This is a genomic window from Winslowiella toletana (genome assembly GCF_032164335.1).
Classification (GTDB): domain Bacteria; phylum Pseudomonadota; class Gammaproteobacteria; order Enterobacterales; family Enterobacteriaceae; genus Erwinia; species Erwinia toletana_A.
In genome coordinates this window covers 1,401,392-1,415,820 of record NZ_CP134152.1, presented here as the reverse complement: position 1 = coordinate 1,415,820, position 14,429 = coordinate 1,401,392, and the positions used below count along the sequence as shown (strand labels likewise).

13 protein-coding genes are annotated in these 14,429 nt (G+C 50.6%); 3 read left to right on the top strand and 10 right to left on the bottom strand.

Annotated features, from left to right (window positions below):
- Positions 1-4: 4 nt before the first annotated feature.
- The 4 genes from arnB to RIN69_RS06565 form a co-directional block, all read right to left on the bottom strand.
- On the bottom strand, positions 5-1,144 hold the full coding sequence (arnB, locus tag RIN69_RS06580) for a UDP-4-amino-4-deoxy-L-arabinose aminotransferase (protein ID WP_313856358.1): 1,140 nt from the start codon (positions 1,142-1,144) through the stop codon (positions 5-7).
- 542 nt (positions 1,145-1,686) lie between these two features.
- Positions 1,687-2,949 carry a c-type cytochrome gene (locus RIN69_RS06575; protein WP_313856357.1) on the bottom strand — a complete coding sequence of 421 codons (1,263 nt, stop codon included), beginning with the start codon at positions 2,947-2,949 and terminating at the stop codon, positions 1,687-1,689.
- 5 nt (positions 2,950-2,954) lie between these two features.
- Positions 2,955-4,724, bottom strand: coding sequence for a GMC family oxidoreductase (locus RIN69_RS06570; protein ID WP_313856355.1), 1,770 nt, complete (start codon positions 4,722-4,724; stop codon positions 2,955-2,957).
- A gap of 47 nt (positions 4,725-4,771) precedes the next feature.
- Complete coding sequence (locus RIN69_RS06565; RefSeq protein WP_313856353.1) at positions 4,772-5,497, bottom strand: gluconate 2-dehydrogenase subunit 3 family protein; 726 nt, start codon at positions 5,495-5,497, stop codon at positions 4,772-4,774.
- A 497-nt stretch (positions 5,498-5,994) separates the two neighbouring features.
- On the opposite strand from RIN69_RS06565, the gene RIN69_RS06560 reads away from it, so the two are divergent.
- Entirely contained in the window at positions 5,995-6,891 is an 897-nt protein-coding gene (locus RIN69_RS06560) for a LysR family transcriptional regulator (protein ID WP_313856352.1), read from the top strand.
- A gap of 62 nt (positions 6,892-6,953) precedes the next feature.
- Here RIN69_RS06560 and RIN69_RS06555 read toward each other — a convergent pair whose 3' ends face one another.
- From RIN69_RS06555 to RIN69_RS06535, 5 genes are all read right to left on the bottom strand, one after another.
- The gene (locus RIN69_RS06555; protein ID WP_313856351.1) at positions 6,954-7,943 is read right to left on the bottom strand and encodes an aldo/keto reductase; all 990 of its coding nucleotides are present in this window, start codon (positions 7,941-7,943) and stop codon (positions 6,954-6,956) included.
- A gap of 139 nt (positions 7,944-8,082) precedes the next feature.
- Positions 8,083-8,271: a cold shock small protein YmcF gene (gene ymcF, locus RIN69_RS23010; RefSeq protein ID WP_313856350.1), complete on the bottom strand. Its 189-nt coding sequence runs from the start codon at positions 8,269-8,271 to the stop codon at positions 8,083-8,085.
- Positions 8,272-8,376: 105 nt separating this feature from the next.
- Positions 8,377-9,063 (bottom strand): HAD family hydrolase, encoded by a 687-nt coding sequence (locus RIN69_RS06545; protein WP_313856349.1) that lies wholly within the window; start codon positions 9,061-9,063, stop codon positions 8,377-8,379.
- The gene (locus tag RIN69_RS06540) at positions 9,063-10,748 is read right to left on the bottom strand and encodes a carbamoyltransferase C-terminal domain-containing protein (RefSeq protein WP_313856348.1); all 1,686 of its coding nucleotides are present in this window, start codon (positions 10,746-10,748) and stop codon (positions 9,063-9,065) included. The genes RIN69_RS06545 and RIN69_RS06540 overlap by 1 nt, the downstream gene beginning before the upstream one ends.
- The gene (locus RIN69_RS06535; protein WP_313856345.1) at positions 10,742-10,966 is read right to left on the bottom strand and encodes a hypothetical protein; all 225 of its coding nucleotides are present in this window, start codon (positions 10,964-10,966) and stop codon (positions 10,742-10,744) included. The genes RIN69_RS06540 and RIN69_RS06535 overlap by 7 nt, the downstream gene beginning before the upstream one ends.
- Positions 10,967-11,093: 127 nt before the next feature.
- Here RIN69_RS06535 and RIN69_RS06530 point away from each other — a divergent pair, with 127 nt between their 5' ends.
- On the top strand, positions 11,094-11,987 hold the full coding sequence (locus RIN69_RS06530; protein WP_313856343.1) for a LysR family transcriptional regulator: 894 nt from the start codon (positions 11,094-11,096) through the stop codon (positions 11,985-11,987).
- A gap of 33 nt (positions 11,988-12,020) precedes the next feature.
- On the opposite strand, the gene RIN69_RS06525 is transcribed toward RIN69_RS06530, so the two are convergent.
- Positions 12,021-12,845 (bottom strand): AraC family transcriptional regulator, encoded by an 825-nt coding sequence (locus tag RIN69_RS06525; protein WP_313856342.1) that lies wholly within the window; start codon positions 12,843-12,845, stop codon positions 12,021-12,023.
- Positions 12,846-13,087: 242 nt separating this feature from the next.
- On the opposite strand from RIN69_RS06525, the gene melA reads away from it, so the two are divergent.
- The gene (melA, locus tag RIN69_RS06520; RefSeq protein WP_449361562.1) at positions 13,088-14,392 is read left to right on the top strand and encodes an alpha-galactosidase; all 1,305 of its coding nucleotides are present in this window, start codon (positions 13,088-13,090) and stop codon (positions 14,390-14,392) included.
- Positions 14,393-14,429 lie beyond the last annotated feature (37 nt).

Genomic DNA, 14,429 nt, shown 5'->3' with positions numbered 1-14,429 from the left:
GTCGTTATTTTCCGGCAATCTCGTTTAGCGCGAGGATTACGCGCGTAGTGTCTTCATCAGTCATGCCCGGGAACAATGGAATGGAACAAATACGTGCAGAGTTCCACTCGGTATCCGGTAATGAGAGCTGAGGAAAGCGTTCGCGATAATATTTTTGCGTATGCGCCGCGCGGAAATGCAGCCCGCTGCCAATGCCGCGGTTTTTTAACTGCTGCATTAATTCATCGCGGCTGATACCGGCTTTCTGCTCATCAACCCGAATAATAAACAGGTGCCAGGCGTGATGATGTTGCCATTCAGGCAGTGCCAGCGGCGTTAAGGGGCCGCCCGCCAGCGCCTGTAGATAACGCCCGGCAATCTCAGCGCGCCGCGCATTGAGCTGAGGAAGTTTTTCCAGCTGCACCAGCGCAATCGCCGCATTGATATCCGCCAGATTGTATTTGAATCCGGGGCTGATAACCTCGGCCTGCGGCGCACGGCCCAGCGTCTGGCGGTCATAAGCGTCCACGCCCAGACCATGAAACTTAAGGCTGCGGATGCGGTTCGCCAACTGTTCATCATCGGTGACGACCAGCCCGCCCTCAGCGCAGGTGATATTTTTAATTGCATGGAAAGAGAAAATGGCGGTGCCGGATGCACCAATATGCGCGCCCTTGTAGTAAGTGCCCACCGCGTGCGCAGCATCCTCAATCACCGGAATACCATGGCGTTCACCAATGGCGCGAATCGCATCAATATCCGCCGGCGCTCCGGCATAGTGCACCGGTACAATTGCCCGGGTGCGCGGGGTAATGGCGGCTTCAATCAGCTCGGGCGTCACCATCAGGGTTTCGCGATCGACATCAATCATTACCGGCTCAGCGCCCAGTAACACGATCATATTCAGCGTGGAAACCCAGGTCAGAGAAGGCGTAATCACCTCATCCCCGGCCTTAATCCCTAAAGCCATCAGCGTGACGTGCATCCCCGCCGTTGCAGAACTCAGCGCGATAGCGTGTTGATTACCGGTCAACTGACAAAATGCCTGCTCCAGCTGCTGATTTTTGGGGCCAGTAGTAATCCAGCCGGAGGTAAAAACCTCACGGACGGCAGCTAATTCGCTTTCACCCAACGCGGGACGGGAAAAGGGCAGGAACTCAGACATTGTTAAATTTCCTTAAGCCTTTAACATTTGATGTTTTAGCAATTTGTGCTAATAGTCAGCCGTAAATCGATTAAACAGACTGTGATGCACTACGCAAAAATCATAACTGCAAAATATTAAATGAATATTTAACGGTATTTATATTGTTGATAATTCTGTCCGATAAGGAAGTCAGAAGATTAACACATATAAAACAATATTTTACACATGTAACATTGGAATGTGACATATGAATGAAATTTAGCCAGTTTTGAAGAGTGATTTTGCTCGCAGATTGATGAAAAAATTGAGAAAAATCAGTCTGTCGATCGGCCGATTCTCGATCATAAAAAAAATTCATCAATTCAGCTGCGGGTTAATCTATGTTGGGAAAGAGTGACTCAGGAAAGAGGCGTGGCCGGTCGTCAGCCCTTAGCGAAGCGGTGAAGTCAGTTTGGCGAGGGGTTAACCGCAGGTAATTTGTCGCGGCGGCAAGAACACCGCCGCGACAGCAGAGTTGTGACCTGGGCGAAGTTTCAACCGCCCCGGTTAATCACTGATTATTAATGCTTTAGGTTTTCTCTTACCTTTTTTACCTGGTCTGCGCTGACTGCCGCGGCGTTATTGCTCCAGCCCTGACGAATAAAGGTCGCAAGCTGCGCGACTTCATCGTCATTCAGACGTTGAGCAAAACCTGGCATCGCCAGTGTTGAAGGTGCACGGGCAGTAGACGGCTGCTGAGCGCCCGCGAGAATGGTATGAATCAACCCACCCGGATCCTGCGTATTGACGATGGTTGCCTGATCCAGCTGCGGGAAGATTGCTGGTGAACCTTTGCCGGTAACAAAGTGGCAGGCACCGCAGTTATCAAGATAAAGGCGCTCGCCGAGGGTCAGATTTTTCGCTGCCGTCAGTTTGGCTTCGGTTGCCTGTGCCGCTTGCTCATCACCTTTCACCAGCGGTGGATTACCACCGAGGAACTTCAGGTAAGCCGCAATCGAGCGCAAGTCTTCATCAGTCATATACGAGGTGCTGTGCTCGACTACCGAGGTCATTTCCCCGCCCACTGCCGCTTTGTCGTTACGTCCGGTTGCCAGATAATCGACAATTTCCTGCTCGCTCCAGCGCGGCAAGCCGCGCAGGGTCGGCACATCCCAGCCGTTGAGATTGCCACCGGCAAGGAACTGCGGCTCGCTGCTGTCGAGGGCTTTCTCATTCATACCCAGACCACGTGGGGTATGGCAACTGCCGCAGTGCCCGAGACTTTCCACCAGGTAGGCACCACGATTGATCTGCGCAGAAGCGCCGCCAATCGGCTGGAAAGGCGTATCACTGGTGAATGCCCAGTTCCAGAAACGCATTCCCCAGCGCTGGCTAAACGGAAAGCTGAGATCGGTCTTCGGCGGCTGTTCCGCGCTGGCCTTTACTCCCTGCATGAAATAGACGTAAAGCGCATGCATATCCTCATCACTGATTTTCACATAATCAGGATACGGCATCGCCGGATACAAACGGGTGCCATCCGGCAGCACGCCCTTACGCACCGCATCCGCAAATTGCTGCTCGCTGTAATGACCAATACCATGCTGCTTATCGGGGGTGATATTGGTCGAATAAATGGTGCCCAGATTCGACTCAATCGCCAACCCCCCGGAAAACTCAGCTTTACCCGGAATCGAGTGACAAGCACTGCAATCACCCAGCCGGGAAATATACTCGCCTCGCTTAATCAGCTCAGCATTATCCGCCTGCGCGCTGGCTGCCCAACCCAGTGCCACCACCAGCGCATTTGCGATAAAAAAACCTTTAGCTTTGATCATTTTCATCTCACTTATGCCTGCACCAGAGGGCCCGGATTTTTCAGGTACTGATCTTTGATTGCCTGCGCCGCCATCAGGGTGATGGCACCGATGGTATCAGTCGGGTTTGCCTGGAAGTTCTGTGGGAACGCGTTGCCGCCCGGCACAAACACGTTATGCACATCCCAGCTTTGTAGGTAACGATTTAACGCCGAGGTCTTCGGCGAATCGCCCATCACTGCACCACCGACATTGTGAGTAGAGACGTATTTAGTCAGATCAAAATGCGCATCCATGCCGAGGAAGCTTTCGCTGTAGCTGTCAGGGTTCAGCTCTTTAGTGATATCGCCGACAATGCCACGCAGATGCTGTTGCAGTTTCAGCTCGTTCTCTTTCCAGTCGAAAGTCATGCGCAGCAGCGGATAGCCGTACTCGTCTTTATAGTTCGGATCGAGGTCAAGATAGATATCGCGATAAGACATACAGGTGGTGGTAATGCTGATTTTCATCGAATGGCCATACCACTCTTCCAGCCCCTCTTTCCAGCCGCTACCCCAGCCTGGCGTTCCTTTAGGTAACGCGGTGCTGATTGGCGTGCCGGTTGCCTGAGAACTGTGGATCTTCGCCCCGCCAATAAAGCCCAATGACGGACCATCAAAGTTGCCTGGCGAAATGTCATTAAACATCTGTCCGGTCGCACCGGCAGTGGCGAAAGGATTAAAGTTTTTATCTTTGAAGAACAGCGTGGCACCGCCGTTGCTGAGGAAGGCATAGTTACGCCCAACCACCCCTTCATTGGTGATCGGGTTATACGGCTGACCAATGCCGGATAACAGCATCAGACGCACGTTAACGAACTGGAAGCCGCTCAGCACCACGATTTTCGCGGGCTGGAAGCACTCGTTACCCTGCTCATCAATGTAAAGCACGCCTTTGGCGGTTTTCTTATCCTCGTGCAGTACCACTTTCATCACGTTGGCATGCACTTCATAAGAGAAGTTGTCCATACGTTTTAATGCATCCATAACCGCAGTTTGCGGCGATGCTTTCGAGTAGTTCAGGCACGGGTATTTACTGCAATAGCCGCAATAGTTACAAGGCGCGATCTGATTACCGTACGGGTTGGTCCACGGGCGGGAAACGCAAGCGGACGGATTCGGGAACGGATGATAGCCGAGCTTTTTCGCCGCTTTAACAAACATCGTGTTGTTAAGGGTATCATCGAGCGGCGGCAACGGATAAGGATTCGCTCGCGGGCCTTCAAAAGGATCGCCGCCTTCCAGAATTTTTCCGCGCAGATTGCCGGTTTGCCCCGACTGACCACAGATCATTTCAAACTTTTCGTAGTAAGGTTCGATCTCATCCCAGCTAAACGGGAAATCGCCAATTTCCATCTCTTCGGCGAGAATACCTGGCTTATACGCCTGATCGGCATAGGTTTTCAGTTTCAGGTCGGTCGGCGTTGGGCGAATTAACACTGCCGTCCAGTGCAGGCCTGAACCGCCCACTCCGTTACCCGGACAGAATGCGCCCCATTTGCGCGTCGGTAGTGCAGTCTGACGCATATTGTGTCGCACGGTTACCGCCGCTTCTGCCGGGGTCGCCATCACTTTGTTACGTACGGCGTAAGCGTATTCGTCGGCCGGTTTCGGATAAGCAAACGCATCGTAATTGCGGTCCGGACCGCGCTCCAGCGCGCGGACTTTTAATCCGGCCATTGCCAGCTCGATACTCATCAGCGAGCCAGCCCATCCCAGGCCGACGACGACGACGTCGACTTCTTCTTTATTCAGCTGTGCCATTGTTAACCCTGTCAATCTGCAAAAAACTTAAAAAAAACTCAAAAGGTTCAGGCGCGTGCGCCCTCAATACTCACCGGACCTAATGGATAAGGCACGTTGTGCTGTTTAACCCACTCCAGGTAGCTGGCGCGTGCACCAGGAAAGCCAATGGCAATCCATGCTTTCATGCCTTTGTTGCCACCGTACATCGGATCGGAGAGATAGCCGTGTTTGGTTTCAGAAAGCAGTTCGCTAAAGAATTGAGCCGGTTTCAGGGCGTCCTCTCCCATGCTGGCAAAGTCGATCTGATTGTTTTGTAACTGCGTCAGTACCGTCTCTTTGTCCCGATCGGACAACAGACGGAAAGGCTGTTGGTATTGCTGCTGGCACCAGCGGTTAGTCAGCTCAATACCGATTTTGAAGATTTGCTGCGGACGATAGGGAATCTGATAGCCCATGGTGGCAGGCGCATGCGGCTCGAAAGGCCCCTGCATATAGATCTCATCACCCAGATCGCCATGCAGCTGCTGATCGATAAAGATCGGCACGTTGGTTTCCAGTGCGCCAGGCGCGTTGCCTTTACCACCGGCCGGAATTAAACGGTCACAGGCAGCCATCACAAACTGCCACTGCTCGGTGGTAAAGAAGATTGGTTTATAGTCCAGCAGTTCCGGAGCGGCCATTTCTGCCGCCTCGGCAGCAGTCAGACCTTTAAATATCATGTCGCTGACCGGCAGTGCCATCAGCGAGCCGATTAAAAACTTACGGCGGGTAGTCTCTTTTTGAAGCAGCATAGCATTACGACTCTCACATGCTTAAAAGTAATAGCAAAGTTAAAAAATTGGCGGGATTTAAAACAATTAAATAATAACATGGATACATATATTACTAATTGTAATTTTTATGCCTGAATTATGTTCTTATTAATTTTAATCACAGGAGATGACTGGCTATTTTGGTGATTATCTCCGCTCTTCCTGGCACAAATCCGAGTAGATTTATAATTAAGACAAATATGGCGAAAGTTTGCGCAATTAAAGCGGTAATATAATTACTGTCGGTGACAGTCATCAGGATAAATAAATAAACACAATTATTTTTGATAATAATTCTTATTTTCAATAAAGCCGTTAAACACTAACCTGTCGGCGTTATGAACCAGACTCATTAGTGAATCACCTCAAGTCCGTTATAATGATGTATCTTCATTAACGGGCGGGATATCGCAACAGGGATTGCCTACCGTCAGGCATCAATTTTTTCAATCCACTCGCCGACCACGGATTTGCCCATGCTAAAAGATAATTTTAATGACTTACTTTCACTGATTGTGATTGCCAGAGAGAGGAGCTTTACCAAAGCGGCGGCAAAGCTGGGGGTATCACAATCAGCATTAAGTCATGCGATTCGTGGTCTGGAGGAGCGCCTCGATTTACGACTGTTAACCCGTACTACCCGCAGCGTTGCGCCGACGGAAGCGGGAGAAAAGCTGATTAACGCCCTTGGGCCGCGTTTTGCCGAAATTGAAAGTGAGCTGATGGCGCTGAGCGAAATGCGCGAGAAACCGGCCGGAAATATTCGTATCAGCGCCGGCGAACACGCGCTGCGCTGCGCACTCTGGCCAGCACTCGAGCAGTTCCTCAAAGATTATCCCGATATTAAAGTCGAAATCGTCAGTGATAATACGCTGACGGATATTGTCAGCGGTCGTTTTGATGCGGGTGTCCGGCTGGGTGAGCAAGTGGCTAAGGATATGATTGCCGTGAGTATCGGCCCGGAAATGCGGATGGCCGTTGTCGGTTCGCCAGCGTATTTTTCACGCTGTGGTCGCCCGGTAACGCCGCAGGATTTACAGCAGCATAACTGTATTAATATGCGCTTACCCACTATGGGTGGGCTGTATGCCTGGGAGTTTGAAAAAGATCAGCGCGAACTGCGCGTGCGGGTTGAAGGGCAGCTGACGTTCAATAATCTGCAACCGCGTATTGATGCCGCGATAGCCGGCATTGGTCTGGCGATTGTGCCGGAAGACACCATAATCCAGGCCGTGGCCGACGGGAAACTGGAAACGGTACTGGATGACTGGTGCCCCGCTTTCCCCGGCTATTACCTCTATTATCCCAGCCGGAAACAGCATACCGCGGCTTTTGCGCTGCTGATTGACGCGCTACGCTATTCGCCGGAATAAATCCGCCAGTGTTGCGATACGGACGACGTTTTCGCCGTCCGTATTCAGGGCTGGCAGATAACTTAACGCCCGACTCTGTCCGCTATCTCTTTCGGATAGCGCGCACCCTGCACTTCAATATCCGCCAGCGCACGGTTAATCAGGCTCAGTTCCTGCGCTGACAGCGTCAGTTGTGCCGCTGCGGTATTCTCTTCCAGCCGGTGGAGTTTAGTGGTGCCGGGAATAGGAACGATCCACGGCTTCTGCGCCAGCAACCAGGCCAGCGCAATCTGCGCCGGAGTCGCCTCTTTCTGCCGGGCAATATTAGCCAGTTCATCAACCAGAACCTGGTTGGCTTTACGCGCATCGGTACTGAAGCGTGGCACTTTATTGCGGAAGTCTGAACTGGCGAAGGCGGTATTTTCATTAATCGCTCCGGTCAGAAAACCTTTTCCCAGCGGACTAAACGGCACGAAACCAATGCCAAGTTCTTCCAGCGTTGGGATAATTTCCTGCTCGGGTTCACGCCACCACAGCGAATATTCACTTTGCAGTGCCGCCACCGGTTGTACCGCATGGGCGCGACGAATGGTTTGCGCACCGGCTTCGGACAAACCAAAGTGCTTAACCTTGCCTTCAGCAATCAGCTGCTTAACCGTACCGGCAACCTCTTCAATCGGCACATCCGGATCGACACGATGCTGATAAAGCAGATCAATAGCTTCAACATTCAGGCGTTTCAACGAGCCTTCCACGGCTTTGCGAATATGTTCCGGGCGGCTGTTAAGAATTTGCTGGTTGTCGGGTTGCGGCAAATCAAAGCCAAATTTACTGGCGATGACCACCCGATCGCGAAATGGAGCCAGCGCTTCGCCCAATAAGGTTTCATTAGTAAAGGGGCCGTAGACTTCTGCGGTGTCAAAAAAAGTGACGCCACGTTCAACCGCAGCGCGGATTAACGCAATCGCCTGCTGCTTATCGGTGGCCGGCCCGTAACCGAAACTTAGTCCCATGCAGCCAAGCCCAAGCGCTGAAACTTCAGGACCGTGGCTACCCAGTTTACGTTGTTGCATGTGCTTCTCCGACATCAGGTTAGAGTATGGCGATGGCAATCCATCACGCTCGATAACCTTAAGAACTACAGCCGGAAAAAACTATCTGCATTATCTGCTTGATGCTATGAGCTGAGCTCATATATCAGAAGAAGCGGTGTTACAGACTGCTGCGAAAATCAGCAATGACCGTTGATACAGCAAGATAACTCACCGTCATACGGGATTTGCAAAAAATACAGACTGCACCATGGGGATTCTTTGGGGAGACATCATACAGGGAAGAGCGATATTGATGACCGTAACAGGACGGGCATTGGAATTTTAAATTTAAGATATAAACCTTCATTATTACTTATAGAGACACCACCATAACACGGCACAACCGCACTGTCTGTTTTATTTTAGCGCTGAGTTAACGTTGGCTGGCGCTAAAAATGCCAGCCTGACGTGGTTAATTCTGGCTGTCGCAGCGCAGCCCCAGTGTGCTACCAAGAAACTGATAACTCAGCTGTTGATCATCGACGGCCAGCGAATTAAAGTCACGCACCGATAAAATATCGCGATTATTGGTATTGTTAATCGCAATACAGTTCGCCCCGGCCGTCAGCGCAGAAATAATGCCGTTATCTGAATCCTCAAACACCAAAGTCTGTTCTGGCCGGGTGTTAAATCGCTCGATAGCGGTGGTATAGGGCAGTGGATCAGGCTTGCCGCGCACCACGTCGTGCCGGGAGATAATGCAGCTGAAAATATGCAAATTATGCTGATCGAGCACATTATTGATTTTTTCCGGCCAGCTGCTGGTAACGATGCCGATATTTAACGGACAGCTTTTTAGCTGAAACAGCAGCGACTTCAGACCATCAATCAGCACGCACTCAGCTTCAGCTTCCCGCTGATCGACCTTTCTGTGAATCAGCGCGCGTGTTTCGGCAGTGAAATGTGGAAAGATATTCTCCAGGGTATATTTATGCGATGCGCCGATAATATACTTTTCGATCTGTTCTGGTGAAATATCACAGCCATACTCTCTGGCGGTGGTTTTCCAGGCATTAACGATGGCTTCGTTAGAGTCAATAATAACTCCATCAAGATCGAACAAAATGGTATTTATCCATTTAGGTTCATTCTCTTTCATCACTTATTCCTTGTAACGAGAAATTTATCATTAAAAATGACTGCATCAACGGCACCTTCACGTAATACGGATAATGCCTGCTGCGGAGTGTTGATTATTGGTTCTTCATGGCGATTAAATGAGGTATTGATCAGGCAAGGCTGGCCGGATAACTGATACCATTTATTGATTAATGAATACATCAAGGGATCGCTCTCCTCGCGAATAATCTGCGGTCGGGCGGTATTGTCGATATGTACGGTTGCCGGACAGCGTGCGGTCATTACTGGCTTGCAGTTATAGGTAATCGTCATAAATTCCGCTGATTTATCCCTGTCAGACCAGTGACAAAAGCAGAACTCTGCCAGATTTTCCGCCGTTACCGGAGCAAAAGGCATAAACTCGGTGCGCTTGAGTTTTTCATTCAGCCATATGTTCACATCCTTGTTGTTTGCATGACAGATGATACTGCGCTGGCACAGCGCCCGAGCGCCAAACTCCATGCGACCACGAAAGAACGCCAGAATGGTGTCTGAACGCAGCAAGGTTAAGATCTCTTTAACCAGATCGCCGGGCTGCTCAACCCTCAAATCGCGGTGCTGCGACAGAATCTCCTCAATCTGCCGGTTACTGTATTCAGGACCAAGCGCCATGCTGTTAAGCGGGCAGCGATTTCCTGTTTTACGCCATAACGCCGTCACCGCCGCGGCCAGCGGTAATCCCTCATCTCCCATGCAGGGCAGCACGTAAACGTTTTCGATACCGGCCAGTTCCCGCACACATTGGTTAAGGCGAACATTGCCAAATAGCCCACCTGCCAGACAGATATTTTTAACCTTATAATTTTTCACATAAGGCATCAAAATTGCCGCAATAATATCCTGAATATGTTTTTGCGCCGCCGCAGCAATATCCTGTGGAGAAAAGCTATTGATTTCATCGACCAGCTTTTCAGAGTAACCATGGTAAGACGGCAAATAATAGTCGCCACAATTGGCAATCAGCCGACTGTCGCGCACATCGATCATTTTGCGCATCAGCGGCAGTGCCTTAAGCGGATCGCCATGCGCCGCCAGCCCGGTGATTTTACCTTCATGACGATTAGCCTTAAAGCCGAGTAAATGCGTGATGCGGCCATAAAAATAGCCAAGGCTGTCAAGCGTGGTTTCGCGTTGCAGCACCACCTCACTGCCGTTATCGATATAGCGTACCGTCAGTGAAATAAAGTCGCCCCGGCCGTCACAGGTCACTACCAGAGCCTGATCAAACGGCGAACAGAGCCAGGCCCCCCAGGCGTGAGTATCGTGATGATCGATGTACATCACTTTGCCCGATAAATTATTTTCCGCGATAAAAAGATCGAATTCGGCTCTTTTCCCGGCGTCATTAATCATTTCATCGGCAATTCTCTTCTTTAAAATAAATACATTGTCGAAATTATTAATACACTCATAAATAATTCTTTCGACATAGAGGTTAAGACAGTAGCCCTCGTTAAACCCGGCGTTCCAACCATAGGCGACAATATCGACATCCGATAAACTCTTACCTGTTGCGCTTAATACATAATCTATCGACTGCTGTGGCCAGATCTTATGGCCTTTGATACGGGTAAACCGCTCTTCATGCGCCGCCGCAACGATTTTATCTCCTTCAACCAGACAGGCTCCGGCGGTATCATTGTTAGTAATACCGAGAATTAACATATCACCACCTCTTTTAAAGGGTCATCTGCCGCCGTTGCGCTGATTAACGCGAATTTATCCAAAGCCTCTTTATTATTTTCTGCGATAATATGTAAACGGGATATATTAAACTGCTGTAGTAATACCGATCGAATTACCTCGCCAGCACCAGCCTCATCAAGCGACTGAGGAACAACGATTTTTCCTTTGATAAAAAAGATAAAGTGTTGCTTTTCCATTGCATCCCCCTGAACCATAAACTGACCGAATGTGATCAGAGTCACGGTGTCATGATTTGCTGATATTAGAAGGCAAAAAAAGATGAAAATATAATCAAAATAAATCTGCGATTGATAATGAAACGGAATGGATACTCGACTGTTACAGGCATTCGTGATGTTGGCTGAAACTAAAAATTATCGTGAAGCGGCGCAGAAACTATTTATGACACAGCCGGCCTTAACCAAGAAAATTCAGTCACTGGAAAATGAACTCGGCGTGCATCTGTTTATTCGCGGACGCCATGGTGCGCAGCTTACCCATGCAGGTATGCAACTGATTGATAAAGCCCATGAAGCGGTCTCTGGAATCAGTGAATTCCGCCAGCTGGCGCTGAATGTTGCCCGGGGAAAAACCGGCAACCTGGCGATAGGTTTTGGATTATCAGGTATCAAGGTGGCGCCAGAGCTGGTGGCAGATTTTCGCCGCAGCTGGCCTGAAATTAATATCAGCCTCGAAGATATGCCATCGGCAGTGCAAATTGACGCGCTGCTTGCCGGTCGCTTACAGCTGGCTTTTATGCGCCTGCCGGTTGAGCCGCCGTTAACCGGTATAGCATTGAAGGCGGAATCACTGGTGCTGGCGGTACCGCAAAAGGAGAAAGCGTTAATTAATGCCCAGCTGAATGCTTCAACCGATTATCAGGCGTTCGCCGAGCTACCGCTATTGCAGCTGTCTGCCGACAGAGGCCCGGGGCTTAACCGGCAAATCGCCAGATTTATGCGGTTTAATCGAATCGAGCCGCAGATAGTCCAGCAGGCAAATGATATTCAGACGCTGATTGCCATGGTTGCAGCGGGCATCGGCAGCGCTATTGTGCCGGAAGCCGCGGTGTATATTGCGCCATCGGGAATCGGGATGATCCCGCTGTACGGCCCCTACTCCGGCTGGGATGTCGGTATCATCTGGAATAGCGCGCACCAGGATCGCACCCGCGATCTGTTTATTGCGCTGGTGAAAAGTGATCTCAGGGTACGATAACGCCAGCGGAACCTCGTTCGAGGCTCTCCCGCTTTACGCCAGAGCCGCCTGCTGCCGACGCCACTCTCCCGGCGACATCTGATAAATCTGGCGAAATACTCTGGCAAACTGCATCTGATCGCGGTAGCCGACCGAAAACGCAATCACCTTTATCGGCAGCCTGGCGTCGAGCAGCAGTGAGGTGGCAACGTTCATCCGCAACATAATCAGATAGTGTTTCGGCCCATAGCCAAAACGCTGCTTAAACAACCGGCTCAGATAGCTGCGATCGACCCGGCACCAGGCGGCAATATCACTGACGCTGATACTTTCATGATAATTGCGCTCCATCCAGTGAATGGCTTTTTCCACCGGTTGATCATCGCCCTGGCGTGCCGTACCGGTCTGTGGCGCATTCGCCAGCAGCGCATCGAGAAACAGGCAGGTAAGACCGGCGATACGCAATGACTGCCCGGTCTCCTGTTGAACGATTTGCTGTAAATAGTGTAACTCTTCACGCTGCTCGCCGCCGGCAACCGGGGTATAAACCGGATTATCACGGTTTAATCCGCAGGATTCAAATGTGCGCGCCACAATTAAACCGTCAATTTCAATCCACATATATTCCCACGGCTGGCGTTTATCGGCGCAATAAGTGGTAATTTCATGTGGATGAATCAGAAAGGCTTCTCCGGCATATACCTGATGACGTCCCCGCTCGGTAAACAGCTCGCCGGTTCCGCGAATGATATAATGCAGTAAATAGTGCTGACGTACCGCCGGACCATAGCTATGCCCTGGACGACAGACTTCATGACCATACTGAAAAACATTCAGACCGAAATGCGATATCTCTTCAGGTTTTAGATCCTTCTGCATTTTCACCTCAGGTTTTACCGCATATACGACATCACATAACCCTATAGATAATGCTGTTTGTAATGCCCCGCCGTGCTGCTGGCAAGCACTACGCTGCTGCTAACCGATGATTTGAGAACAACTTCACAGTTTTTACCGGCTTTTATTTTTCGCCATATTGATGTCACAAAACGACATATACATTAATTCAGTCTCTGCCTAGAGTCTTTCCATCGCAACATTCACAGGCAAAGGAAAGAATCATGAAAATCACTTTTATCGGTGCGGGCAGCACCGTATTTGCAAAAAATGTGCTCGGCGACATTATGGCAACACCGGCATTATCGGATGTGCAGATTGCACTTTACGATATTGATGAAAGTCGTTTGCAAGATTCGTGGAATATGCTGAATAACATTAATCAGAATATTAATCAGGGCCGCGCATCGATTGAAAAATATGTCGGCGTTGAACAGCGCCGCGCGGCATTACAAGGGGCGAAATATGTGATTAATGCGATTCAGGTCGGCGGTTATCAGCCCTGTACCGTCACCGACTTTGACATTCCAAAACAGTTTGGTTTGCGTCAGACCATTGCGGATACGCTGGGAATTGGCGGTCTGTTTCGCGCCCTGCGCACCATTCCTGTGCTGTTCGACATCGCCCGCGACATGGAACAAGTCTGTCCGGACGCCTGGTTCCTTAACTACACCAATCCAATGGCGTCACTGACCGGCGCGATGTTGCGTCATACCGGCATTAAAACCGTTGGGCTGTGCCACAGTGTGCAGGTCTGCGCCGAGACGCTGCTGAAGGCGGTGGATATGCCAACCGACGGCGTCACCTGGCAAATTGCCGGGATCAATCATATGGCGTGGCTGCTGGATATTAAGCGCCACGGCGAGGATATTTATCCGGAAATTAAACGCCGCGCCGCCGGCTTGCAGCATAAGCATGACGATATGGTGCGTCATGAGATTATGCGGGTATTCGGCTACTACGTGACCGAGTCTTCTGAGCATAACGCGGAATATATGCCCTACTGGATTAAACGCAACTATCCGCAGTTAATCGAGCGCTTTAATATTCCGCTGGATGAGTATCCGCGTCGCTGTATTGAGCAAATCAATAACTGGCAGCTGCAACGTGAACAATTAACCCGTGACGAAGCGCTGACTCATCACCGCAGCCATGAATACGCCTCTTATATCATTGAGGCGATGGAAACTGACCTGCCGTATAAAATTGGCGGGAATGTACTCAACCGTGGGCTGATCACCAACCTGCCGACCGACGCCTGCGTGGAAGTGCCGTGCCTGGTGGATGCGCAGGGCATCACGCCAACCGTTGTCGGCGATCTGCCTCCGCAGCTGGCGGCGCTCAACCGCACCAATATCAACACCCAGTTATTGACGATAGAAGCAGCCGTGACGCTGAAAAAAGAACATATCTATCACGCCGCGCTGCTCGATCCGCATACCTCGGCTGAGCTGTCGATCGATGACACTATCCGACTGTGCGACGCGTTAATCGAGGCGCACGGCAACTGGTTGCCGACTTACCGCTGATACCCCCACCTACCCTACATTAAGCCGCACAGAAAGG